The following is a 24,279-nucleotide window of genomic DNA, read 5'->3' as shown; positions in this document are numbered from 1 at the left end:
GCCTTGGCTCACCACAGTGATGCCGTGTACAGCACGGAGCGGACGTCGGCCGGGCCGTAGGCCAGCTCACGCAGGAGGGCGGCGGTGCCCTCGTCCGGATCGATCAGCGCGACTTCGCGGCGCTCGTATTCACGCGCGAGCTCCGGCGAAACCATGCCCGCGTGGTCGTCCGAAGGGGCCCACGGTCCCCAGTGGACGGTCAGCGCGCGGCAGCCGGTGCGGTCCGCCCACTGCGCGCCCAGCGTCTCCAGCGCGTCGTTCGCGGCGGCGTAGTCGGTCTGCCCGCGGTTCCCCAGTACCGCGGCGATACTGCCGAAGAACGTGACGAATCCGGGCCGGACGCCGAAGTGCTCAAGCGCGTCGAGCAGTGCCCGGGCTCCGTCCACTTTGGTCCCGTAGACCGTGCGGAAGGAGTGTTCGTCCTTGTCCGCCATGAGTTTGTCGTCGATCACCCCGGCCGCGTGGACGACGCCGTCGATCCGGCCGTAGCGGGTGTGCAGATCCTTCACCACCTGCCGGACGGCGGCACCGTCACGGACGTCCAGGGACCGGTAGGCCGCGGTGCCGCCGGCCTTGCCGATCTCGTCGAGTGTCCTGGCGATCTCGCGCTGGGCCAGCACCGTCCGCACCCGGCGTTCGATGTCCACCAGGGAACCGCCGCGTGCCGCCAGCACCGAGCGCATCCCCTGGGCGTCGCCGGGCAGATCCTCGTCGCCGGGTTCGGCGGGCCACGGCGTGCGCCCGGCCAGTTCGATCCGGCAGCCGCTCGCCGCCAGTGCGATCGCGGCCCGCGCGGTGATCCCGCGGGCGCCGCCGATCAGCAGCAGCACCGAATCCGCGCCGAGTCCGAGCGCCTTGGTCTCACCGCCGTCGGGACCCGCGCCCGCGTAGGCGATCGAGCCGAGGGAGCCGGCCGACGGCTCGAACGTCGCGCGGCCGGCGGTGTCATACCGCACCGCCGCCGGTCCTTCGGCGATCACCTCCTCCAGCACTATCCGCGCGAGGTCCACCGTGGACTCCAGCTCGACGAGCCTCGTCGGTTCACTCCGCTCCCGGGCCGCGGCCCGGAGCAGGCCGCGCAGCCCGGCGGTGTGCCCGGCACCCGGCCGGGCCACCACGACCACCGTGCCCTCGGCCGCCTTGATCAGCCCGAAGACCTGCGCGGCGACCGGTTCTTCGGCGTCCGACAACGGGTTCAGCACGACGACGACTTCGGCACTGTCGGCTTTCCCCTCGTCCGCCGGTGTCGCGCCCGCCTCGGCGAACACCGCCTGGACCGACTCGGCCAGTTCCTCCTGGCCGGGTTCGAAGCTCACCACGACCGACCTGCCGACGACCCGGGTGAGATCGGGCGTCCCGAGCGGCGCCGGAACCCGACCGAGCAGGTACCGGCCGGGCGCGCGGCCCGCCGGGGCCTCGACGGGCACCGGGGTCACGGTGACCGGAGCCGCCGGTTCGAGCCACTTCCGCAGCCGAGCCGCCAACGCGCTCGCCGTCCGGTCGCGGCTGAGCTGGTCCTGGGCGTCGTCGTGCACCCGGCCGGTGAGGCCGAGCTTGCCCAGCAGTGAACCCGCGATTTCGGTGCGCTTGATCGAGTCGATGGAAAGATCCGCTTCCAGGTCGAGATCGGCGTCGATCATCTCGGCCGGGTAGCCGGTGCGTTCGCTGATCGCGCCGATCACGGTGCCGAGGACGTCCGAGACGGCGGTTTCGGGGGCGGGTTCCCCAGGTGCCGGGGCCGCCGCCGGCGCGCTCACGACCGAAACCTCGGCCGGTGGCAGCAGCACCGGCGCGACCGGAGCCGGGGCCGGGGCGGCGGGCGGCGCGGTGCCGAGGTATCCCAGCATCACGTCCCGTTGCGCCGCCAGCAGTTCGCGGCTGGTGCGGAGGAATTCGACGACGGCCTGGTCACGACCGGGCGCGGGCTGGTTCATGGTCGTCCTCGGGATTCGTCGGGCGGGCAGGAGCCCATGGGCGGGGACCTCGCCACCGGGCGCGCGGACGGTCTGGCCGTCCACGGTCCAGGCGGGTGCGGGGAGCGGACCGACACGGACGCGGCCGCGGAAGAGCCGTTCGGCGCGCACGTCGACCCCGGTCAGCGCCAGCCGCGCGAGCGCGGTGAGGAAGCCCCGCAGACCCGGGCCGCCGGGGTCGCAGGCGACCACGGTGTACGGCCGGTCGCCGAGGATCTCCTTGGCCAGCCGGGAAAGCACCTGACCGGGCCCCGCCTCGACGAACGTCCGGGCGCCGACCGAGTACATATCCTCGATCAGGTCGACGAACCGCACCGGCGCGCCGATCTGCGCGGCCAGCTCGGCCCGCACCTTCCCGGGTCCGTACGGCCGGGCGGTGCGGTTCGACCACACCGGCAGGCCTGGCTCGCCGATCTCGGCGTTGTCGAGGTCGACGGCGAAGACGTCGCTCGCCCCGGCCACCAGCGGACTGTGGAAGGCACACGCGACCGGGATCCGTTTGGCGCCGATCCCCTGTTCCCGCAGTGCGCGGACGGCGTCCTCGATCGCGGCCGTGGGGCCGGAAAGGACGGTCTGCTCGGGTCCGTTGTGGTTGGCCAGCACGACGTCGGGACGGTCGAAGGCGGCGGCCAGTTTCTCGCGGGAGGTCTTCACCGCGGCCATCGCTCCCGGGTCGGCGCCGGCGACTTCGGCGATCGAGCGGGCCCTGGCCCGGCTGAGCGCGACCAGCGTCGGGGTGTCGAAGGCACCGGCGACCGACAGCGCGGCCAGCTCGCCGTAGCTGTGCCCGGCCAGCAGATCCGGCCGGACGCCGAGGTCGTCGAGCAGACGGCAGACGGCAGACTCGACGAGCCCGAGCGCCGGCTGCGCGACGCGGGTGTCCCTCAGCGCCTCGTCCTGCGCCGCCCGCGTCTCGTCGGAGAACGCGCGCGGTGGGAAGGTGGTCGCGGCGACGTCGGGGGCGAGTCGCAGGACGTCGGCCAGCTCCGGGAAATGCACGAAGAGGTCGGCCAGCATGCCGGTCCGCTGGCTGCCCTGCCCGGGGAACAGGAACGCGACCACGCCGGTCTCGGTGTTCTCAGTGTTCTCGGTGATGAGCCCGCCCGTTCCCTCGGCGGCCTCCCGCAGTTCCGCGAGGTCACCGGCGACGACCGCGAGCCGCACCGGTTCCGTGCCGCCACGTTCGGCGGCGAGGGCGGCGAGTTCCCGGAGCGGGCGGCCTTCGTTGGCCGAGAGGAGATCTCGCAGCGCCGCCCGAGCGCTGTCCACATCGGAACCGCGGAGCAGGAACAGTTCGGCGTCCCAGTCGCGCGGCCCGTGGCGCCGGTCCGGCGACACCCCGGGCGCCGCCAGTACCGCGTGGAAATTGGTCCCACCGAACCCGAACGCGCTCACGCCGGCGAACTCGCGTCCGCGCGGAACCGGCGTCGGCCGGGCGCCGGTGGAGAAGGTGAAGGGACTGCGCTCGGCGTCCCAGGCGGGGTTCGGCCTGCTCAGATGCAGCGTGGGCGGCACGACCTCGTGCCACAGCGCCAGCGCCGCCTTCATCAGCCCGGCCAGCCCCGCGGCGCATTTCGTATGCCCGATCTGGCTCTTCACCGAGCCCAGCGCGCACGCGCCCGGTTCGGCGCCCGCGTCGAGGAAGAACTCGGTGAGCGTGGTCAGTTCGGTGGCGTCGCCGACGACAGTGCCGGTGCCGTGCGCTTCGACCAGCGAGACGTCCGCCGGCGAGACCCCGGCGTCGCGGTAGGCCCGCTCCAGTGCCCGCCGCTGTCCCTCGGGGCGCGGCGCGGTGAGACCGAGAGCCTTGCCGTCGCTGGCCGCCCCGACCCCCTTGACCACGGCGTAGACCCGGTCACCGTCGCGTTCGGCGTCGGCTCGCCGCTTCAGCACGAGACACGCGACGCCCTCGCCGAGCGCGATCCCGTCCGCCGCCGCGTCGAACGGACGGCACCGCCCGGTCGGCGACAGCGCGCCCGCGGAGGTGAACATGAGGTAGTCGTTGATGCCGTTGTGCAGATCGACGGCCCCGCACAGCACCATCCCGCTGGTGCCCGAGCGCAGTTCCTTCACCGCGAGATCCAGCGCCGCCAGCGAAGATCCGCATGCGGCGTCCACGGTGTAGTTGGTGCCGCCGAGGTCGAGCCGGTTCGCGATACGGCCGGAGATGACGTTGGCGAGCGTGCCGGGGAACGAATCCTCGGTCAGCTCCGGCAACTGCGCGAGCAGTTCCTCCGGAACGTCTTCGAGGTAACTGGGCAGCAGCGCGCGGAGGACTCCGGCGTTGGCCAGGTCTCCTCCGGCTTCGGCACCGAAGATGACACTGGTTCGCTCGCGGTCGAAACCGCCTTCGCCGTAGCCCGCGTCTTCCAGGGCGCGCCGCGCCATCTGGAGCGACACGAGTTGAGCCGGGTCGATGCTGCCCATCGACTTCGGCGGGATACCGAAGGAAAGCGGGTCGAAGTCCACCGCGGGCAGGAAACCGCCCCACTTGGACGTCGACCGGCCGGCGTAGACATCCTTGTCCCAGCGGCGATCCGGCACCTCGGTGACCGCGTCGGCGCCGTGCAGGACGTTGGACCAGAAGGCGGGCAGGTCGGGCGCCCCGGGGAACACGCACGCCATACCGACGATAGCGACGTCACCGTCCACAACGGACGCTTCGCCAGGTGCCTGAGCGGAGAGGAGTTTCGCCGCGCCTTCGGTGACATCGCGGTGCAGGGCGGCGATGTCCGTGCGCTCCTCGCGCAGGACCGTCACCTGGCCCGCCATGTACATGCCCTCGGCGAGCTGCGTCCGATCGCCGACCTCGACGAGAGCGTCGCCCTCGCGCCGGACCCCCTTGCTCGCGATCCGCAGCCGTCCGGTGTTCAGCTCCTCCAGCCGCTGCCAGCTTTCCTGGGGCGGGACGCCGTCCGCGCGGAGCCCGGCCTTCAGGGCGTCGAACTCGTCGGTGTACGGGCTGGGCAGGCAGCGGGTGAGGTGTCCGGGCGCGGTTTCCAGGGTGACCGTGGACCGGGCATCGATCACCCGCTCCTGGAAGAGCCCGGTGATGGCGCCATAGGTCACGGCTTCCTCGGTGAACAGGTACGCGGTGCCCATCAGGACGCCGATCCCCGCGCCCCGCGCCGCCAGGGGTTCCGCCATCGCCGCGATCATGGCGGCGGATCGGGCGTCGTGGACACCGCCCGCGAACAGCACCTCGACGTCCGAGGCGCCGTGCTCGCGCAGGACGTCCAGTTGCTGTTCCCACAGCACGAAACTCGACCGCGGGCCGATATGCCCGCCGCATTCGGCGCCCTCGAAGACGAACCGGCGGACCCCGGCGTCCAGGAACTGGCGCAGCAGGATCGGCGAAGGCACGTGGAGGAAGGTCGCGATCCCGTCGGCTTCGAGTGCCTTGGCCTGTGCGGGTTTCCCGCCCGCGATCAGCACGCAGCGCGGACGCGCCGCCCGCACCGCCGCGAGTTGTTCGGCACGCAGGGCCTCCGGGACGAAGCCGAGGATACCCGCGCCCCACGGCCGTTCACCGAGCGCTTCGGCGGTGCGGCCGAGCAGTTCGGTGGTCTTGGCACCGTTCGCGGTGGCCACCGCGACGAACGGGAATCCGTCGTGAGCGGCGACCGACGCCGCGAAGCCGGGCTGGTCGCTCACCCGCGTCATCGGCCCCTGCACGACCGCCAGGCCGGTTCCGAGGGTGCGGCACAGGCGAGCGCCCTGCTCGGCAGGGCTCACCGACGCCGGCGCGGCCAAAGCACGCACCACCGACCTGACAGCGCTTTCCGCGTCTTCGTACCGGTTCGCGAACAGTGTCGCGAGGCCGCCGTCGGCCCTGGCGAGATCGTTCCTGGCCGCGGCGGGCACGTCGGCCTCGGCGAAGAGACCGAGACCGTCGAGCACCACACCGGCCGCGCCACCGGCGATCGCGGCGACGGCCGTCCGCGGACCGATGCCGCCGTACGCCCACACCGGAACGTCGTCACCGAACCGCTCCAGCAGCCGCTGGAGCAGCACGAACGTGGTGAGTTCGGAGCCACCCGCCTCGGCACCCCTGGCGACCAGAGCCGAGGCGCCGGCGCCGAGCATCCGGGCGGCCTGCTCGACGCCGGTCACCTCGGCCAGCACGGGTCCCTCGGCCTTGCCCTGCCAAACCGCTCCTTCGGCGAGCAGGACGAGTTCCGCGCCGCTTTCCCGGATCTCCTCCGCCCGCGCGGTCCGGCCCGCCGGGATCCGGACCGCGAACGGGAATCGTCCGTCCACTATGGACCGGGTGTCCCCGATGTCGAGGACCCCGAGGCCGCCGCCCCGGGCGACGGCGGACGCCAGCCCCGGATCGGGACGTCCGATCGGGTTGACGCCGAGTACCCGCGTGCGCGCCGTCGCATGAGTCACCGGCGGACCTCCTGTTCGGCTGGGCTGGTCGAACCTCGCCGGGTTCGGCGATCTTCAGCGGGATTCCCAAGAAATAACCTACTTGCCGCAGAGAGCGCAATACTCTTGCGGGAAAACTCGGAAAACAAGGTAACGCATGCTAAAGTCCGGCGCCGGAAACAAATATGTCGACACAGTCAGAACACGCCTCTGACCTGCACTTTTATCATACGCATTGCAGATTTACGCAAAGCATTGCTCACCCGCATAACAAAACAGAAGAATTGTCATCGAGAGCAGTCGAATCAATCATGGAGCGCATGTGGAAGTGACAGGACGAGTCGTCGTGCTGACCGGCGCGGCACACGGTATCGGCGCCGCCATGGCCCGGCGGTTCGCCGCCGAGGGCGCCGCCGGAGTGGTGGTCTCCGACCTCGACATCGACGCGGCCGAAGCCGTCGTCGCGGGCATCACCGCCGCCGGGGGCGCCGCTGTCGCGCGCCGGGCCGACGCGGCGTCCAAACAGGACTTGAAGATGCTGGTGAACGACGCGCGGACCGAGTTCGGACCGGTGGATCTGTTCTGCTCCAACGCCGGGGCCGCGTTCGGCACCGGGGTCCACGCCGCCGACGAGCAGTGGTCGCGATCGTGGGCGATCAACGTCATGCAGCATGTGCACGCCGCCCAGGTCGCGCTCCCCGCGATGCTGAGCCGCGGTCAGGGATACCTGCTGATCACGGCTTCGGGCGCGGGCCTGCTCGGCACGCCCGGCGACGCGCCGTACTCGGTGACGAAGCACGCCGCCGTCGGGCTCGCCGAGTGGCTGGCGATCACCTACCGGCCGCGCGGGGTCCGCGTCAGCGCGCTGTGCCCGCTCGGCGTCCGGACCGCGCTGCTGGAACCGGGGATCGCCGCCGGCCATCCGGCCGCGCTCGCGATCGCGGCCGCGGCGCCGCTGCTGGAACCGGAGGACGTCGCGGAGTCCGTGGTGCACGGGCTGGCGTCGGAGGAGTTCCTGATCCTGCCCCACGAATCGGTGCGGGAGACCTACGCGCGCAAGGCGGCGGGCCTCGACGAATGGATCGACCGCACCATCCTCGAAACCGGCGCACGGAAGGGGTGAACATGGAGTACCGCAGGCTCGGCGCGAGCGGGTTGTCCGTCAGCGAGATCTCGTACGGCAACTGGCTCACGCATCGCGACGGCGCGGAGTGCGTCGAAGCGGCACTCGACGCGGGCATCACGACGTTCCACACCGCCGCGGCCTGGGACGGCGGTGCCGCCGAGGAGAACCTCGCCACGGCACTGGCCCCGGCCCGCCGCGACGATCTCGTGCTGTGCACCGGGGTCTTCTGGCCCGAGGGCCCGGGCGCCAACGACGCCGGCCTCAGCCGCAAGCACCTGACCACGTCCCTGCACGGCTCGCTCCGGAGACTGGGTGCCGACCACATCGACGTCTACCAGTTGCTGCGGTTCGACTACCGCACCCCGCTCGACGAAACGTTCCTCGCGCTGTCGGATCTGGTGCGCCAAGGGAAGATCCTCTACGTCGGCACCGCGGAGTGGACCGCGGAGCAGTTGCTGGAAGCCCGGCCGATCGCCGATCGGTACGGCGTCCCGCTCATCGCCAACCAGCCGCACTATTCGATGCTGTGGCGGGTGGCCGAGGCGCAGGTGATGCCGGTGTGCGAACGTTCGGGCATCGGCCAGTTCGCGTCGGTCGCTCTCGCGCAAGGTGTCCTGACCGGGAAGTACACCCCCGGCCACATCCCGCCCGGCTCACGGGCGGACGTCGCCCGCGAGGCGCGGCCGCTGCTCCTGCCGGATCTGCTCGACCGCGTCGGCATGCTGCGCGGCGTCGCCGACGAGGCCGGACTGACCATGGCCCAGCTCGCGCTCGCGTGGACGTTGCAGCACAACACCGTCGCCTCGGTGGTCACCGGCGCGAGCAGCGCCGAGCAGGTGACCGAGAACGCGAAGGCGTCCGGCGTGGTGCTGGACCTCGACGCGCTGACCCGGATCGACGCGCTGCTGGGCAGTTTCGTGCAGACCGATCCGAGGCTGACCTGGTCACCACCCGCGACCCTCTGACGTCGTGAGTGGCGATTCGGGTTAGAACCCGAATCGCCACTCACGACCCCAGTGCGGTCCGCAGGATGGCCTCGAACCGTTCCGCGGTCGGAGGGTCGTCGCGGAGCAGACCTTGCAGCAGCAATCCGTCCACGAGTCCGACGAGCATCTCGACCCGCACCGGATCGTCCGTGTGCCGGCGCGCGAAGCCTGCCAAGGCCGCAAGCCAGCGATCGGTCGACTCGCGGAGCTTCGGCTCCCGCGCGGCCAGCAGGTACAGCTCGTATTCCGCCAGCAGATGCCCGGGCGCGGTGACCACCTCGGCCATCAGGACGGCGAACTTCCGCAGGCCGTCGCCGCCGGTTTCGGCGGCCAGGACCCGCATCCGCTCGGCGTCCTCGTCCATGCACCGGGTGAGCGCGGCGGTCAGCAGGTCTTCGATGCCCTGGAAGTGGTACGCGGCCGCGGTCGCGGGCAGACCCGCCTCGCGCGCGACCGTGCGGTGGCTGACCCCCGACACCCCGTCTCTCGCGACGATCCGCAGGGTGGCCTCGATCAGTTCCCGTTTCCGTTGCTCACCTTTGGCCAGGCGGCCGTCGGTGCTCGGCTCGTTCAGCAGGCCACCTCCGTCCTCTCACGCACCTCCGTGCTCAGCAGAGGATACGAGAGCAGCGCGATCAGGACGATCAAGCCGCCCGCGACCACCGCGACGACGAATCCGCCGTCCGGCCCGAAGCGGTCGACGACCTCTCCCGACAACGCCGCACCGAGCGCGACGCCGATGCTGAGCCCGGTGATCGCCCACGTCATCCCCTCGGTCAGTTTCTCCGCCGGGACGATCTTCTCGATCATGCCCATCACCACGATCATCGTGGGAGAGAAGAACAATCCGGCGACGAACACCACCACGCACAGGCCCACGATGCCGTCCACGACCAGCAGCGGCACCGCGCTCGCGGCCGTTCCCGCCGTACCGGCCAGGAGCTGCCGGGCCGGCGGCATGGCCACCTTGAGCGTTCCGAACACCAGCCCGGAGATCGCGGATCCCACCGCGTAGACCGAAACGACGATCCCCGCCGCCGCGGGCGCTCCGACGTGCTGGGCGAACGCGACACTGACGACGTCGACGGTTCCGACGATGACACCGCCCGCCATCAGCGTCAGCACGAGCACCCGCACCGCCCCCAGCCGGATCGCCGAGCCCCCGGAGGACTCGCTCGCCGGGAGGATCGGCGGTTCCGTCTCACGCTGTGCGACGAACAGCAGTACGCCGACGGCGAGGAACACGACGGCGACCAACGGCCCGGCTTCGGGGAAGAGGACGGTGCACAACGCCACCGACAACGCGGGACCGATGACGAACGTCAGCTCGTCGACCACCGATTCCAGCGAGAACGCGGTGTGCAGGCGGGGCGAATCGCGGTACAGCCGCGACCAGCGGGCGCGGACCATCGCCGCCATGCTGGGCATGAACCCGCCGAGGACGGCGAACACGTACAGCGTCCAGGCCGGCGCCCCGAATCGGGCGCAGAGCAGCAGTGCGCCGAGCGCCATCACGCTGATCCCGGTCACCGGCACCAGGATCCGGCCCTGCCCCCGGCGATCGACCAGTCGCGAGACCTGCGGGCCGAGCAGCGCCATGGACACCGTGAACGCCGCCGAGACCAGCCCCGCGAGGCCGAAGTCACCCCGCGTCTGGGACAGCATGGTGATGATCCCGATCCCCATCATGGGGACCGGGATCCTGGCGACCAGGCCCGCCGCGGAGAAGGCGAGAGACCCCTTCGCGGAGAACAGCTCACGGTACTGGCCTGCCACGGCGCACCTCACAACTTGAACACTCGTTACATTTTGAACGGACGTTTCACTTTATACACGCGTCCCGCCCGGACCCGCAACGAGCTCCAGCGCTTCGGACAATCCCGTCGTGCCGCCATCCGAAGCGGCCCAGGCGACATACCCGTCCGGCCGGACCAGGAAGGCGTCCGGATCGACGTCGTCCTCGACGACCCGGACGCGGCCGTTCACGGCCGCACGGATCTCCTCGGAGCCGCCCACCAGGAGCGCGCGACCGTCTTCGGACATCACCGGCACCGGGGCGAACCGTCCGACCAGCGGATGCCCGGAGTCCGGCGCGTAGTCGACGTCGACCCCGTTCGCCATCGCGATGAAATGCCGTTTGGCCGCCGGGATCTCCAGCGTCTCCGCGAGCACTTCCCGCAGCGCGGCACCCTGCGGTCCGGGCCTCATCAACGCGACCTGCGCCCTGGTGTTGCGCAACACGCGCTCCCCCACCGGATGCCGCTCGGCCGTATACGTGTCCAATAAGGACTCCGGAGCCGCGCCGCGGACGACCAGACCCAGTTTCCAGCCGAGGTTCATCGCGTCCTGGAGGCCGAGGTTCAGCCCTTGACCGCCGATCGGCGAATGCACATGCGCGGAGTCACCCGCCAGCAGCACTCGCCCCTGCCGATAGGTGACCGCCTGACGCGTGTTGTCGCTGTAGCGGATTCCGTCGTCCAGCCTGGTCACCGTGACGTCGATGCCGCCGGCGCGGCGGATGCTCGCCTGCATCTCGGCCGCCGTCAGCGGTGCGTCCCGGTCGCCCGGGCCGCCGTCGAACTCGATGGTGGAGATCTCCCCCGGCACCAGCGACAGGTTCACCAGGCCGCCGGGACCATGCATCGACGACCGGACCGCGCCGGGGTCGGCGAGTTCGGCCGAGGCGATCCGTCCGGTCATCGTCGCGTCCGTTCCCGGGAAGGCGATCCCGGACCGCTTGCGCACGACGCTGCGACCGCCGTCGCAGCCCACCAGGTAGGCGGCGCGCTCGGTCCGGCCGTCGGCGAGCACCGCCCGGACCGCCGAGTCCTCCTGCACGATGTCGACGACTTCGCTGTTCGTGCGGATCCGGACGCCAAGCCCGCCCGCCCAGTCGGCCAGGATCCGTTCCAGCACGGGCTGTTCGAGAATGAACCCGCCGGCCGCGCCGGGCCGGACCTCGCTTTCCTCCTCGATCAGCGGCAATCCGCCGAAATGCCCCCTGGCCCGATTCCTCTTCATCTGATGCAGGAGACCTCGGGCGACGTCGGTGTCATCCGCCTCGCCCTTCACCGCGAGCGCGTCGAACATCGCGCTCTGCGCCTCGCGCAGCACCTCGGTGAGCCCGCGAAGCCGCAAGGACTGCGAGGTCCGACCGTTGATACCGCGCAGCCCGAAACTCCGCTTGCGGCGCACGGATCCGTCCGCCGCTTCCAGGACGAGTGGATCGGCTCCGGCCAGCCGCAGCTCGCCGGCCAGCAGCAAGCCGACCGGTCCACCGCCCACGATGAGCACGTCGTTCACGACACCCCCGTATTTACAGCGTAAATGTACGCTGTAAATATGATAGATACAGTGTAAATCTGTCAAGTGGAGGGCGCCGAGATGACGCGGAGAGAACCGTTGAACCGGGAGAAGGTCCTGGACGCGGCACTCGCTCTGGCCGGCACGGAAGGCCTCAAGGGTCTGTCGATGCGCAAGCTCGCGAAGACCCTCGGGGTCGAGGCGATGGCGCTCTACAACCACGTCCAGAACAAGACCGACATCCTCGACGGGATCGCCGAGCGCGTCTACAGCGGAATCGAACGGGCCGATCCCGCGTCACCATGGCCGGAACGGGTGCGGGTCACCGTACTCAACACCTACCGCGCGCTCGCCCGCCATCCGGTCGTCCCGATGGCACTGGCCACCGACGAGGCCAACCCGAATTCACTGCGGGCCCTGCTGCCGACCGACGATCTCATCGGCGCGCTGTACGAGGCCGGTTTCGACGACGACGAAGTCCGTCAGACGCTGGGCGCGCTGAACAGCCTCGTCTTCGGCTCGCTGTTGCTCACGACCATCGGCTTCGCGGTGGATCGCGACGGCGAAGCGGAGCGGGAAAAGCGGGACCGCTACCTCGGGCGGGTCGACCCGGCGGCGTTGCCGAACTTCAGCCGCGCGCTGCCCGCGCTCTCGGCCGTCGATCCGGAGCGGGACTTCGTCAAGGCACTGGACATCCTGGTCGTCGGCCTCACTTCGGCAGCAGCATCGGGACCAGGAACCGCCTAGCCACCTCGCGGACCTGCTCGTCGTCGTCGAGGTCGATGACGTGGCTGGGCGTGACCAGGAACGACGCGGAGACCCGGGTCATCAGTTCGGCGACGAGTTCGACGTCGACGTCCGCCGAGACGTTGCCCGCCTGCTGCTCACGGCGAAGCTGACCCGCGACGAACCGCTGCACCGTCGCCAAGGTGCCGCCGCCGTCGCTGACCATCGACGGGATGAGGACGTCGGGCTCGACGGTCATCAGGCCGCCGATCAGCGGATTGCTCCGGATCGCCCGCAGAGCGCTGGCGAAGCCGAGCACGACCCGGTCGGCGGCGGTTTCGGCGTGCTGGATGTCGAGCAGGAACCGGTCGAAGTAGCGGCGGAACTCGCGGCGCACGACCTGCTCGACCAGGGCGTCCTTGGTCGCGAACCGGCGGTAGGCCGTAATGCGGGAAACCCCGGCCCGGCGGGCGACGTCCTCCATCGTGGACCGGCGGATCCCCATGCGGCAGAACTGCTCGTAGGCGGCGTCGAGAAGACGGAGAGCGATCTCGTCGGTCTCTTCGGCGCGTTCGAGCGCATCGGTGAGCGCGCGCTCCAGCAAAGAATCCGGGTCTGGTGTCTTCGCGATGATTGTGCTCTCCTTGAGATACGCGGTTGCACTACTTGTATCACAGTATCAATCCGCAGGTCCGGGCTCAAGGAGGAGTACTGGCGCATGACCGAACTCAATCGACGCACAATGCTGATCGTCAGTGGCGGAGCGACCCTTTTAGGGGCGATGGGGGTGGCCTCGCCTGCCTGGGCGTGGAGTCCCAGCGGTTCGGTGGCCGGATCGGGGGCGGGCACCGACCCGAAATGGGTATGGGACGCCGAAGCCGACCCGGTGGTCGCCGCCGTCCTCGACCGGGGCCAAGTCGCGGAGGTCAACCGGGCGCTGCGGACCTGGACGCGGAACGACCAGCCGACCCCGTCCGGCCTACCGCCGGATCTGCGGGAGTTCATCGAGCACGCGCGACGGCTACCGGCCTGGGCGAATCAGTCCAAATTGGACGCGGCCGCGGATTTCATGAAGGTCAGCGGCCGGTTCATCAACCTGCTGAACGGGCTGGGCGGCGGCATGCTGAGCACCGCCATCCCCAACGAGGCCCGCGCGGTCTACTACTCCAAGGGCGGCGCGGACATGAAGGACCGCGTCGCGAAGACCGCCAAACTCGGCTACGACGTCGGCTCGCTGAACGCCTACCGCCCCGACGGCCAGATGATCGTCTCGGCGGTCAAGACCCGGCTGGTGCACGCCGCCGTCCGGCATCTGCTGCCGCGATCCCCGCACTGGCAGCAGGGAATCCCGATCAGCCAGAACGACATGCTGGTCACCTGGCACACCCTGCCGACCTACACGATGCAGAAGCTGACCGAGTGGCACGTCCGGGTCTCCCCCGCGCATTCCGCCGCGTACCTGCACATCTGGCAGGTGACCGGCCATATGCTCGGGATCAGCGACGAGTACCTGCCCTCGTCGTGGGACGCGGCGAACGCGCAGTCCAAGCAGGTGCTGGACCCCGCGATGGGGCCGACGCGCGAAGGCGTCGAGCTCACCGACATCCTCCTCGACATGCTCGCCGAGCAGACCAGCCCCGGCGGCGTCGACCGGCCGATGGTCAACGCGCTGGCGCGGTACATCATCGGTGACCGGTACTCCGAGTGGAACGGCATCCCTCGCGAGCGGATCTGGGATCCGTTGATCGGCACGGCCTTCCCGGCGTTGGTGGCGTTCCACGAGAAGCTCATCCCGCTGCCGCTGGTGCCCCCGGTCGCCTGGGTACTGGACGAGGCGATCCGGCAGTACATCCGCCTCTGGCTTTCCGAGGGCAGGCCGGTCGACATCGAGATCCCGGACATGAACCGCCCTTCGTGAGCGCTCCGGGACGCTATGAACGGCCCGTTACTTGCAAATTTTGCAAGTAACGGGCCGTTCATAGCACGCTCGAGGTCAGCTCAGACTCGAGCAAGGTCTCGCATCGGGATCCTGAGCCCCCTTGGGCACCCACCGCACGTTCGCGATCGAAGCCGAGAACCGGCCGTCGGTGTACACCAGGAACGGCGTGTTGATGTTCTCCAGATCCAGGCCGTTGGCGAAGCAGGAAACCGGGATCTTCACCGTCGACTTCGGCGCGCCCACCAGGTCGGTGAACAGCTTGGTCGCGTTCACCTCCGAGAAGCACGGGTAGACGCAGTGCATGCTGATCACCGTCCGGTTGGCCGGTGCCTCATGCACGATGGTGTCGAACTCGACCGCCGCGTCGGCGTTCAGGTAGCCGCGCAGATCGTTGGTACCGGCCGGGTTCTGGAAGTAGATCTGGGCCGGGCCGGTGCCGGTCCAGGTCGCCTTCAGGCCGTCCTGCTGCACGTTGACGTCCGACTGGGCGACGGTGATCTCGGCGTGCGAGGCGGCGCCGTCGGGGCCGATCTCGGTACCGCCCCAGTTCTCCGCGGAGCCGATGTAACCCTTGTACGGCGCGACATCGGTGCGGTTGAACACCTCGAGGTCCTCGGTCGCGGTCCCGCCGCCACCGGTGGAACCACAGGTCACCGGGCCGACGGTCTCGTCCAGCTGCCCGACGGTGACCCGCTGGCCGGTCTTGAGGCCGTAGCCGAGTTCGAACAGCGGGTCGTACTCCGCCGAACCCGCGTTCAACGGCGTCTGGCATGCGCTCTTCGGCCACGAGTACGGCAGGGTGCCCTTGAACCCGGTGCCGTCCTTGCCCTTGACGAGCATGTCGGCGACGCCACCGCCCTCGGTGCCGGGCAGCCAGGCCGCCACGAACGCGTCGGAGCGGTTGATCTCCTTGTTCATGTACAGCGGGCGGCCGCCGACGTAGACGGTGACGACCGGGGCGCCCTTGCCGCGGACCTTGTCCAGCACGGCCAGGTCCTCGGGGTAGAGCTTCGAGGCTTCGAGCGTCTTGCGCGTCAGGTCGCCGACACCTTCCGCGTACGGCGTCTCACCGATCACGGCGATGACCGCGTCGTAGCCCGCCGGGTCGGTGTCGCCCTTCTCGTCGAAGGTGACGTTGACCTCGCCGAGGTTCTGCTTGAGCCCGGTGAGGATCGACGTCGCGTTCGGGAAGTCGGCGTTGGTGTTGCCGGTCCCCTGCCAGCTCAGCGTCCAGCCGCCGGTCTGGTTCTGGATGCTGTCCGCGCTCTTGCCGACGACCAGCACCTTCGACTTCGGCTTCAGCGGCAGCACGTTGCCGTTGTTCTTCAGCAGTGTCTGCGACGAGCGGGCCGCGTCACGCGCCAGCCAGGTCTCCCGCAGCGCTTCGTCGGAGTTCGCGTAGGAACGGTCGGACGGCTTCTGCGACTCGTAGAGGCCGGCGCGCAGCTTGACACGCAGGATCCGCGTCACCGCGTCGTCGATCCGCGCGACCGGGATCTGGCCGCCGTTGACCTGCGCGACGGTGTTGGCGATGAACGCCTTCCAGTCGGCGGGCACCATCACGACGTCGATGCCGGCGTTGATCGCCTGCGGGCAGGACGCGTTGGTGCAGCCCGGAACCTGGCCGATGCCGCTCCAGTCGGACACGACCAGGCCGTCGAAGCCCATCTTGCCCTTGAGGATCTGGTTCAGGGCCTTGTCGCTGCCGTGCAGCTTGCCCTCGTCGATCCCGAGTTCGGCGTTGGTCCAGCTGTTGAACGACACCATCACGGTCTGGGAGCCCGCCGCGAGCGCACCGTAGTAGCCCTGGCCGTGGACGTTGATCATCTCGGCCTCGGACGACGGGTTGACGCCCTGGTCCTGCCCCTTGAGCGTGCCGCCGTCACCGATGAAGTGCTTGGCGGTGCCGATGACGCCGTTGTAGCCGATGCGTTTGGTCGAGCGGTCCTGGAGACCGTTGATCGCCTCGTAGCCGTAGGCCCGGGTGATCCGCGGGTCCTCCGAGAAGCCTTCGTAGGTGCGGCCCCAGCGGTCGTCCTGGACGACCGCGAGCGTCGGCGCGAACGCCCAGTCCTGGCCGGTGGCGCGGATCTGCCGGGCCGTCGCCGCGGAGATGTCGCGCACCAGACACGGATCGTGCGCCGCGCCGAGGCCGATGTTGTGCGGGAAGACGGTGGCGCCGTACACGTTGTTGTTGCCGTGCACGGCGTCGATGCCCCAGATCACCGGGATCTTCGTCCGGCTGGTCTTGGCGGCGTCCCAGTAGGAGTCGGCGAGCTTCAGCCAGTCCTGCTGGGACGCGTGCTTGTCCTTGTTCGGCCACGAACCGCCGCCGTTGAGGACCGAGCCGATCGAGTACTGGCGGACCTCGTCGGGGGTGATCGCGGCGATCTCGGGCTGCGTCATCTGCCCGACCTTCTCCTCCAGGGTCATCCCCTTGAGGATCTGGGCGATCCGCGCCTCGTCGCTCGCCTTGCCCTTGAACCGGCTCTCGACCTTCGGCCAGTCGGCCAGTGTCGGCAGGCTCTTCTCGATCCGGGCGCAGCCGTCCCGGTCGAGCGCGGGTTTCCCGATCACCGGCTGCTCGGCCGCGCTCGCCGACGGCGCGGCCGCCACGACCCCTCCCAGCAGGGTCAGGCTCATCAACGCGATGAGCGGACTTCGGCGCGCACGGGACAGCGCGCGAGGACGTCTGGCCATGGTCTGGTCCATTCTGCGGGAGGCGGGGACCGGCCGATCCTCACCGGACCCGGCCACGGCGTCAAGAGTTACGGCCGGGTACGCCGAAAGTTAATTTTTGCCATGAACTAAGGCTTGACGCGTCACCCGGCCACCGGGCGCCCACGGTTGCGCCGCTTGGCGGTGTACGGCAGGGAGAACAGGTAGAGCCCGCTGAACATCAGCAGGAAGAGCGGCGGGAGCGGCGTGTAGAGCACCCACTCGGCCGGGTCGCCCATCGCCACGACGACGAAGCAGACGATGACGGTCGCGACGAAGACGATCGACGTCCACCGGTGGAACGTCCGGATCCGCTTGCTCACGAGAACCTCCTGGAGTCGGTTTTGCCTGTGCCGAAGACGCTAGGGATCCCTCGGGCACGGGCGCTTCTCGATTCCTGACCGGTCCACTTGACCTCCACATTACTTGAGCTTTTACCTTCGCCGGAGACGAAGGGAAACGAAGATGACCGTCTTGGTAACAGGAGCCACCGGGAACACGGGCCGCCACGTGGTGGCCGAACTCGTCCGCCGCGGGGAACGCGTCCGGGCACTGACCCGCGCCCCTTCTCGGGCACGCCTTCCGGCAGGCGTGGAGCTGGTCGAGGGCACACACACCGCGCCGGAGACGCTGGGCGACGCGCTCGACGGCGTCACGCGGCTGCACATCACCGTGACGGCGGGTCTCGCCGAGGTCGGCGCCGACCTGGTCAAGCGCGCCGTGGACGCGGGCGTGCGCCGGATGACCGTCGTCTGGGGCGGCTACGTCGGGCCGACGGAGCAGGCCATGGCCGAGTCCGGGGTGGAATGGACACGGCTGGAGCCGCAGGAATTCATGTCCAACGCGCTCACCTGGGTCGATTCCGTCCGGACCGGGAACGTGGTCCGGGAGCCCTTCGACCTGCCCAGCGCGGTCGTGCACGAGGGCGATATCGGTGCCGTCGCCGCCACCGCTCTCGTCGAGGACGGGCATTCGGGCCGGGTCTACAACCTGACCGGACCGGAAGCGCTGACCACGAGCGAACGGGTCGCGATCCTCGGCACCGCCCTCGGCCGCGACATCGCGCTGGAACGGATCACGCGGCAGCAGGCGATCGACCGGCTGCTGGCCGACGGCGTCTCGACGGCGGACGCCGAGTACGTCATCGGCTGGCACTCGTCACCGCCGCCCGAGGCCGGCACCGTGGTCGACACCGTCGAGCGGGTGACCGGCCGCCCCGCGCGGACCTTCGCGCAGTGGGTGAGCGAGCACAGGGACCGCTTCAGTGCGTGAGCGGTCCGACCGCCTTCACGATTTCCAGCACCGGCGCGGTGTGCACCGTGTGGATCGCCCGTAGCGCGCCGAGCCGCCGGGTGAGATAGCGATGTAGCGCGGCGGGATCCGGGCACAGCGCCTGCGCGGCCAGGTTGGTGGGCCCGGTCGTGGCGACGACGACGGCCAGCTCCTCGTGAGTGGCCAGCGTCGTCGCCACCTCGTCGAGGTCCGCCGGCGCGACGGCCATCCACAGGAACGCCTGCGTGGTCACGCCGTACAGGGCCGCGCTGATCTCGACGTCGAAGAAGAGCGCGCCCCGTGCGCGAAGGGCGGCCAGGCGGCGGGCCGCGGTCGCCGGTGCCAGGCCCGCCGCGGCGGCGAGATCCGCGATACCCGTGCGGCCGTCGACCCGGAGGGCGGCGATCAGCGCGTGGTCGGCCGGGGTCAGTGGCTCGTCCTCGGCGTGGGTTTCCGGCGGCCGCAACGCTTCCTGCTGGTCCTCGGTCAACGCGGCGACCCTGCCGTGCCACGCGGTCGGGCCGCCGAGATAGGTGTGCAGGATGAAATGCGCGGAGACCGCGGTGACACTCGCGGTGCGCGGGATGTCGTGCAGCAGCATGACGCTCGGCGCATGCCTCGGCGTATGCGCGATCGTCACGATCTCCGTGCCGCCCGAGGTCAGCTTGACCCAGGACGTGTCCGGCCGTCCGGCCAGCGAACGGGCCAGCGTCCGCGCGGTGGCGGGCTGCGCGGTGAGTCGCACGAGCCACTGCGTCAGGCCCGCCCGGTCGGGATCGGGCAGGCCCACCACTCGCAGTCCCGCGTCGGCGCGAAGCCGCTGATAGCGACGCGCGACGGTCTGAGTGGAGACGCCGAGCACTTCGCCGACGCGGCTGAACGGCGCACGCGCGTCGATATGCAGCGCATGGATCAGAGCACGGTCGACGACGTCCAACATGGAAGATTTCATCCATTCAAGCCGGGTTTCATGGAACAGAAGTCATTTTCGCCGCACCCTCTCGGCCATGCAAGAGACGAAAACCAGGCTGGCCCCGCTCGCCACCCTGCTCGCCGCCGAGGCGATGAACGTGCTGGACGCGACGATCACTCAGGTCGCCGGTCCGGCGATCCACGCCGACCTCGGCGGCCCGGCGTCGAGCATCCAGTGGTTCGGCGCCGCTTACACACTCCCCTTCGCGGTACTCCTGATCACCGGCGGCAGGCTCGGCGATCTGCTGGGCCGGCGCCGCGTGTTCCGGTTCGGCGTCGCCGTGTTCGCCCTCGCGTCGCTGTGCTGCGCGCTCGCGCCGGACACCGGCGTACTGATCGGCGCGCGAGCGATACAGGGAATGGCGGCGGCGCTGGTGATCCCCCAGACCATCGGATTGATCAAGGCGATGTTCACCGGCCCGGCGCTGGCCGCGGCACTCGGCTGGAACGGACCGGTCGTGGGTCTGTCCGCGGTGAGCGGCCCACTGCTCGGCGCCCTGCTGACCGAGCTGATCTCGTGGCGTGCGGCGTTCCTGGTGAACGTGCCGCTCTCGATCGCGGTCCTCGCCGCCGGACGGCTGCTGCCGGAGGACCGTGCCCCGCGTCCGGTCCGGCTGGACGTGCCGGGCACCGTGCTCGCGTCGCTCGGCGTCGGTCTGCTGGTGTACCCGCTGATCGACAGGTGGGACTGGCGCCTCTTCGCTGGTGGCGCCGCGGTGCTGGTGCTGTTCGCGCTCCACCAGCGGACACGACGTCATCCACTGGTCGAGCCGAGTTTGTTCGGCCGTCGCGGCTTCCCCGCGGCACTCGCGGCGTCGACCCTGTTCTTCGCGGTGATGAACGGGCTGATGCTCGTGGTGGTCCTGCACCAGCAACTCGACGAGGGGCGCGGAGTACTGGCGTCCGGACTGACGCTGCTGCCGTGGTCGAGCGGGCTGGCGGTGTCGTCCTGGGTGGCGGGCCGATGGCTCGTGCCCCGCTACGGACTGCGTGTCGCCTTCGCCGGGCTGACGCTGTTGCTCGCGGGAATCCTCCTGGCGATGGCGGGCCCGCTGCTTCCCGCGCTCGGGATCGGCGGACTCGGCTTGGGACTGTTCACGGTGCCGTTCTTCACCACCGCGCTGACAGGCGTCCGTCCACAGGAGACGGGATCCGCGGCGGGACTGCTGAACGCGGTGCAGCAACTGGGAGCGACGCTGGGGATCGCGGTGTTCGGCACCGTCTTCCTGAACGGGCATTCCCCGATGCGGGCGTTCTCGCTGGCGGCGGCACTGGTGATCGCGACCATGGCGGCCACCGCGCTGATGCGGCCCAGGCACGGCGATCGGTGAGAGGTACGGCGAAGGTGTCGCCTGCGGGCCACCTTCGCCGTATCCGTCGATTACCCCTCCGCGGCCTTGAACCAGCCGCCGATCCCCGCCAGCGCGCCCGGCCCGTAGTCGCCGCGGACGTCGTCTGCCAGGTCCGCGATGGACACCGCGCGCAACGCCTCCCGCCACTGGGTCTCGGCGTTGGCCATCGCACGGCTGATGGCGCACGGCGCCGTGCACGCTTCGGGCGGCGTCGCCATCGGGCCGCGCTGCCGGATCTCGGTGCAGATGAAGGCCGGGCCGGGACCGTCGATGGCTTCGACGACGTCGAGCACCGTGATCTCGGATGGCGGTCGCGTGAGGACGTATCCCCCGGCCTTCCCTTGCACCGAACGAATGAGACCGGCGCGCGAAAGGGCTTGGAGCTGCTTGGCGAGGTAGCTCGGGGAGACGTCGTGAAGCTGCGCCAGCCGCGCGGCCGGCGCCGGTTCGTCGACCGAGGTCAGCACGACGCAGCAATGCAGGGCCCACTCGACCCCGCCGGACATCTTCACCCGGATGACTCTAACCCGCCCCTTGACTCGGACACAATGTATCTGAGTATTATCTCGGACATCGGGTGTCCGAGTTAGCGGACATCCTCGAAGAAGGGCTGGGTCATGAAATTCGCAGTCATCGGCGGAACCGGGCTGATCGGCTCGCAGGTCGTGCGGAACCTGAACGACGCCGGACACGAGGCCGTCCCGCATTCGCCGTCCACCGGGGTCGATCTCCTCACCGGCCAGGGCCTGGACGCCGCGCTCGACGGCGCCGACGTGGTCGTCAACCTGACGAACTCCCCGACCTTCGACGAGGCCTCCCCCGCCTTCTTCCAGACCTCGATGGACAACCTGGTGGCCTCCGCGAAGAAGGCGGGCACGGGGCACTTCGTGATCCTGTCGATCGTCGGCGTCGACCAGGTCCCCGACCTCGACTACTACCGCGCGAAGACGCTCCAGGAGGACATCCTCAAGAGCAGCGGGATCCCCTACTCGATCGTCCGCGCCACCCAGTTCATGGAGTTCGTCGGCGCGGTCCTGTCCTGGACCTCCGACGAGAAGACCGTCCGCCTGCCCAGTACGCCGATCCAGCCGATCGCCGCGGCGGACGTCGCGGCCGCCGTCTCCGACGTCTCCGCCGGGAAGCCGCTGAACGGCACTCTCGACGTCGGCGGGCCGGACGTCTACCCGCTGGACGAACTGGGCCGGATCACCTTGTCCGCCAAGGGGGACACGCGTTCGGTGACGATCGACGAGACCGCGGGCATGTTCTCCGCGGTCAAGGGTGACGTGCTCACCACCAAGGACGGCGCCCGCATCGCCGCCACCCGCTACCTCGACTGGCTCAAGTGATGACCACGGACCACGCGCATCACTTGGAGAACCCCGACGCGACCACGCCCCCGCCGAAGATCGAAATGATCTCGTCGGTGCCGGCGCCGCCGATGCCGGAGAACGCGGAGGCGATGACGATCCTGATCACCCTTCCACCGGGTTGCGAAGGCGCGCCTCCACATCGGCACACCGGGCCCGCGTTCGGCTACGTCGTCAAGGGCGCGATCGTCTTCGAACTGGAAGGCGAGCCGGAGCGGGTCGTCAAGGCCGGGGAGTCGTTCTGGGAGCCGGGTGGCGACGTCATCCACTACCAGGACGGCAATCATTTCGACGACGCCGAAAGCCAGTTCGTCGTCACCATGTTCGGCGTACCCGGGCAGCCGATGCTGATCCCGGTCCCGGCCGAAGAACTCAAAGAGCGCAAGGACCGGCGGGCGCCGCGCCCGTGACCCGGCAGGCCGCACCGGGCGGAACCCGGTGCGGCCCTCAAGGGTCAGCTCGACAGCAGCGCCGGGGCCGCGAGACGGCTGGCGTTCGCCGCCTCGTCGTCCGGCTGGGCCTGGGCGGAACGTTCCGCCTCGACCCGCGCGAGGTAGTTGGTCACCTCGCGTTCCTGGCGGTGCGAGTCCCAGCCCAGCAGCGGCGCCATGAGCGCGGCCACCTCGGGCGCGGCGGTCACGCCGCGGTCCCGCTCCTCGATCGAGATCCGCGTCCGGCGAGTGAGGACGTCCTCCAGGTGCAGCGCGCCCTCGTGCGAGACCGCGTAAACGGCCTCCGCCTTGATGTACTCCGCCGTTCCCGGGATCGCCTCGCGGAGTTCGGGACGCTCCACAAGGGACGCGAGGATGTCCTCGATCGCGGTGCCGTAGCGCTGGAGCAGGTGCTCGATCCGGCTCAGCGGCAGCCCGGAGCGCTGGACGAGCGAGTGCCGCCCGTCCCACAGTTCGTGGTAGCCGGTCGCGCCGACGATCGGCAGCCGCTCGGTCCACGACGACGGCGCCGGGCGGCCGAGGTCCTCGACGGCGACGTCCACCGCGTCCGCGGCCATCACGCGGTACGTCGTGTACTTGCCGCCCGCCACGATCACCAGCCCCGGCACCGGGTGCGCCACGGCGTGCTCTCGCGACAGCTTCGTCGTAGACGTCGCCTTCGCGGCCAGCAGCGGCCGAAGCCCCGCGTAGACGCCTTCGATGTCGTCGGCCGTGATCGGCGTGCGAAGTACGGCGTTGAGGTGGCCGAGCACGTAGTCGACGTCCGCCTGGCTGGCCGCCGGATGTTCGCGGTCGAGGTCCCATTCGGTGTCGGTGGTGCCGACGATCCAGTGCCGTCCCCACGGGATGACGAACAGGACGCTCTTCTCGGTGCGCAGGATCAGGCCGGTGTCCAGGTCGATCTTCTCGCGCGGCACCACCAGGTGGACGCCCTTCGACGCGCGCACGGTGAACGGCGCGGGGATGCCCGCCGCCTCCGCCATGTCGTCGCTCCACACGCCGGTGGCCGCGACGACCGTCTTCGCCCGGACCTCGATCTCCGCGCCGCTCTCGCGGTCGACGACCTTCGCGCCCACAACGCTTTCGCCGTCACGGATGAGCGAAGTGACCCGAGCCCTGGTGAGGACCGAGGCGCCCTGCTCCGCCGCCGTCCGCGCGATGGTCATCGTGTGCCGAGCGTCGTCGACCTGGGCGTCGTAGTACTGGATGGCGCCGATCAAGGCGTCGTCGGCCAGGCCGGGCGCCACCTTCCCGGCACCGCGCTTCGACAGATGCCGATGGCGCGGAAGGGCGCGAGCGCCGCCGAGGGTGTCGTAGAGCGTGACGCCGGCGCCGATGTAGCCACGTTCCCAGACGCGGTGCTTGAGCGGCACCAGGAACTTCACCGGCCGCACCAGATGCGGCGCCAGCGTCTGCAACAGGAGGCCGCGTTCCTTCAGGGCCTCACGGACCAGCTTGAAGTCCAGCTGTTCCAGGTAGCGCAGGCCACCGTGGATCAGTTTGCTGGACCGGCTCGACGTCCCGGCGGCGAAGTCCCGGGCCTCGACGAGCGCGACGGAGAGCCCGCGCGACGCCGCGTCGAGCGCGACGCCGGCACCGGTCACTCCCCCGCCGACGACCAGGATGTCGACCTCTTCGCGAGCCAGCTTGCGCAGCGTCTCGGCGCGGTAGACCGGGGAAAGCGGTACGGGTGTCACTTTGTTCCTCCTGTTCATCGGG

The 24,279-nt window shown here is 70.0% G+C and carries 18 protein-coding genes; 8 read left to right on the top strand and 10 right to left on the bottom strand.

Going from position 1 to position 24,279, the window contains the following annotated elements:
- Positions 1-8: 8 nt before the first annotated feature.
- Positions 9-6,365 carry a type I polyketide synthase gene (locus H5J31_RS13600; RefSeq protein WP_181772899.1) on the bottom strand — a complete coding sequence of 2,119 codons (6,357 nt, stop codon included), beginning with the start codon at positions 6,363-6,365 and terminating at the stop codon, positions 9-11.
- Positions 6,366-6,666: 301 nt separating this feature from the next.
- On the opposite strand from H5J31_RS13600, the gene H5J31_RS13595 reads away from it, so the two are divergent.
- Entirely contained in the window at positions 6,667-7,467 is an 801-nt protein-coding gene (locus H5J31_RS13595) for an SDR family oxidoreductase (RefSeq protein ID WP_181772898.1), read from the top strand.
- Between the two features lie 2 nt (positions 7,468-7,469).
- Complete coding sequence (locus H5J31_RS13590; protein ID WP_181772897.1) at positions 7,470-8,435, top strand: aldo/keto reductase; 966 nt, start codon at positions 7,470-7,472, stop codon at positions 8,433-8,435.
- Between the two features lie 40 nt (positions 8,436-8,475).
- Here H5J31_RS13590 and H5J31_RS13585 read toward each other — a convergent pair whose 3' ends face one another.
- Genes H5J31_RS13585 through H5J31_RS13575 form a run of 3 tightly spaced genes read right to left on the bottom strand, consistent with a single transcriptional unit; the run spans position 8,476 to position 11,759 of the window.
- Positions 8,476-8,970: a TetR/AcrR family transcriptional regulator gene (locus H5J31_RS13585; protein ID WP_328701478.1), complete on the bottom strand. Its 495-nt coding sequence runs from the start codon at positions 8,968-8,970 to the stop codon at positions 8,476-8,478.
- Positions 8,971-9,026: 56 nt separating this feature from the next.
- Positions 9,027-10,232 (bottom strand): MFS transporter, encoded by a 1,206-nt coding sequence (locus tag H5J31_RS13580; protein WP_181772896.1) that lies wholly within the window; start codon positions 10,230-10,232, stop codon positions 9,027-9,029.
- A gap of 51 nt (positions 10,233-10,283) precedes the next feature.
- Entirely contained in the window at positions 10,284-11,759 is a 1,476-nt protein-coding gene (locus H5J31_RS13575) for an FAD-dependent monooxygenase (RefSeq protein WP_181772895.1), read from the bottom strand.
- 81 nt (positions 11,760-11,840) lie between these two features.
- Here H5J31_RS13575 and H5J31_RS13570 point away from each other — a divergent pair, with 81 nt between their 5' ends.
- The gene (locus H5J31_RS13570; protein WP_181772894.1) at positions 11,841-12,506 is read left to right on the top strand and encodes a TetR/AcrR family transcriptional regulator; all 666 of its coding nucleotides are present in this window, start codon (positions 11,841-11,843) and stop codon (positions 12,504-12,506) included.
- Here H5J31_RS13570 and H5J31_RS13565 read toward each other — a convergent pair.
- Positions 12,469-13,089, bottom strand: coding sequence for a TetR/AcrR family transcriptional regulator (locus H5J31_RS13565; RefSeq protein ID WP_181772893.1), 621 nt, complete (start codon positions 13,087-13,089; stop codon positions 12,469-12,471). The genes H5J31_RS13570 and H5J31_RS13565 overlap by 38 nt on opposite strands.
- A 114-nt stretch (positions 13,090-13,203) precedes the next feature.
- Here H5J31_RS13565 and H5J31_RS13560 point away from each other — a divergent pair, with 114 nt between their 5' ends.
- Complete coding sequence (locus H5J31_RS13560) at positions 13,204-14,403, top strand: oxygenase MpaB family protein (protein ID WP_181772892.1); 1,200 nt, start codon at positions 13,204-13,206, stop codon at positions 14,401-14,403.
- Positions 14,404-14,478: 75 nt separating this feature from the next.
- Here H5J31_RS13560 and H5J31_RS13555 read toward each other — a convergent pair whose 3' ends face one another.
- A complete protein-coding gene (locus H5J31_RS13555) occupies positions 14,479-17,067 on the bottom strand; it encodes a glycoside hydrolase family 3 protein (RefSeq protein ID WP_181772936.1) in 2,589 nt (862 codons plus the stop codon).
- Between the two features lie 179 nt (positions 17,068-17,246).
- Positions 17,247-17,465 carry a hypothetical protein gene (locus H5J31_RS13550; RefSeq protein WP_181772891.1) on the bottom strand — a complete coding sequence of 73 codons (219 nt, stop codon included), beginning with the start codon at positions 17,463-17,465 and terminating at the stop codon, positions 17,247-17,249.
- Between the two features lie 142 nt (positions 17,466-17,607).
- Here H5J31_RS13550 and H5J31_RS13545 point away from each other — a divergent pair, with 142 nt between their 5' ends.
- On the top strand, positions 17,608-18,414 hold the full coding sequence (locus H5J31_RS13545) for an NmrA family NAD(P)-binding protein (RefSeq protein WP_181772890.1): 807 nt from the start codon (positions 17,608-17,610) through the stop codon (positions 18,412-18,414).
- Here H5J31_RS13545 and H5J31_RS13540 read toward each other — a convergent pair.
- On the bottom strand, positions 18,404-19,366 hold the full coding sequence (locus H5J31_RS13540) for an Lrp/AsnC family transcriptional regulator (protein WP_236005031.1): 963 nt from the start codon (positions 19,364-19,366) through the stop codon (positions 18,404-18,406). The genes H5J31_RS13545 and H5J31_RS13540 overlap by 11 nt on opposite strands.
- Positions 19,367-19,421: 55 nt before the next feature.
- Between H5J31_RS13540 and H5J31_RS13535 the strand changes: the two genes are divergently transcribed.
- The gene (locus H5J31_RS13535) at positions 19,422-20,717 is read left to right on the top strand and encodes an MFS transporter (protein WP_181772889.1); all 1,296 of its coding nucleotides are present in this window, start codon (positions 19,422-19,424) and stop codon (positions 20,715-20,717) included.
- A gap of 50 nt (positions 20,718-20,767) precedes the next feature.
- Here the strand turns inward: H5J31_RS13535 and H5J31_RS13530 are convergent, their stop codons facing one another.
- A complete protein-coding gene (locus H5J31_RS13530) occupies positions 20,768-21,244 on the bottom strand; it encodes an RrF2 family transcriptional regulator (protein ID WP_181772934.1) in 477 nt (158 codons plus the stop codon).
- 111 nt (positions 21,245-21,355) lie between these two features.
- On the opposite strand from H5J31_RS13530, the gene H5J31_RS13525 reads away from it, so the two are divergent.
- Together H5J31_RS13525 and H5J31_RS13520 are read left to right on the top strand one after the other, a co-directional pair.
- Positions 21,356-22,087 carry an SDR family oxidoreductase gene (locus H5J31_RS13525; RefSeq protein WP_181772888.1) on the top strand — a complete coding sequence of 244 codons (732 nt, stop codon included), beginning with the start codon at positions 21,356-21,358 and terminating at the stop codon, positions 22,085-22,087.
- Entirely contained in the window at positions 22,087-22,518 is a 432-nt protein-coding gene (locus H5J31_RS13520) for a cupin domain-containing protein (RefSeq protein ID WP_181772887.1), read from the top strand. Before H5J31_RS13525 ends, H5J31_RS13520 begins: the two co-directional genes overlap by 1 nt.
- A 44-nt stretch (positions 22,519-22,562) precedes the next feature.
- Here H5J31_RS13520 and glpD read toward each other — a convergent pair whose 3' ends face one another.
- The gene (gene glpD, locus H5J31_RS13515) at positions 22,563-24,275 is read right to left on the bottom strand and encodes a glycerol-3-phosphate dehydrogenase (RefSeq protein WP_181772886.1); all 1,713 of its coding nucleotides are present in this window, start codon (positions 24,273-24,275) and stop codon (positions 22,563-22,565) included.
- Positions 24,276-24,279 lie beyond the last annotated feature (4 nt).

Source organism: Amycolatopsis pittospori (assembly GCF_013870525.1).
GTDB classification, from domain to species: domain Bacteria; phylum Actinomycetota; class Actinomycetes; order Mycobacteriales; family Pseudonocardiaceae; genus Amycolatopsis; species Amycolatopsis pittospori.
Note: the sequence above shows the minus strand (reverse complement) of the source record. Positions and strands in the feature narration are given on the sequence as shown.

Coding starts and splice junctions, on each gene's coding strand:
- H5J31_RS13590 (WP_181772897.1), top strand. CDS start 7,470: ATGGAGTACCGCAGGCTCGGCGCGAGCGGGTTGTCCGTCAGCGAGATC.
- H5J31_RS13570 (WP_181772894.1), top strand. CDS start 11,841: ATGACGCGGAGAGAACCGTTGAACCGGGAGAAGGTCCTGGACGCGGCA.
- H5J31_RS13560 (WP_181772892.1), top strand. CDS start 13,204: ATGACCGAACTCAATCGACGCACAATGCTGATCGTCAGTGGCGGAGCG.
- H5J31_RS13555 (WP_181772936.1), bottom strand. CDS start 17,067: ATGAGCCTGACCCTGCTGGGAGGGGTCGTGGCGGCCGCGCCGTCGGCG.
- H5J31_RS13545 (WP_181772890.1), top strand. CDS start 17,608: ATGACCGTCTTGGTAACAGGAGCCACCGGGAACACGGGCCGCCACGTG.
- H5J31_RS13540 (WP_236005031.1), bottom strand. CDS start 19,366: ATGAAATCTTCCATGTTGGACGTCGTCGACCGTGCTCTGATCCATGCG.
- H5J31_RS13535 (WP_181772889.1), top strand. CDS start 19,422: ATGCAAGAGACGAAAACCAGGCTGGCCCCGCTCGCCACCCTGCTCGCC.
- H5J31_RS13530 (WP_181772934.1), bottom strand. CDS start 21,244: ATGTCCGGCGGGGTCGAGTGGGCCCTGCATTGCTGCGTCGTGCTGACC.
- H5J31_RS13525 (WP_181772888.1), top strand. CDS start 21,356: ATGAAATTCGCAGTCATCGGCGGAACCGGGCTGATCGGCTCGCAGGTC.
- H5J31_RS13520 (WP_181772887.1), top strand. CDS start 22,087: ATGACCACGGACCACGCGCATCACTTGGAGAACCCCGACGCGACCACG.
- glpD (WP_181772886.1), bottom strand. CDS start 24,275: ATGAACAGGAGGAACAAAGTGACACCCGTACCGCTTTCCCCGGTCTAC.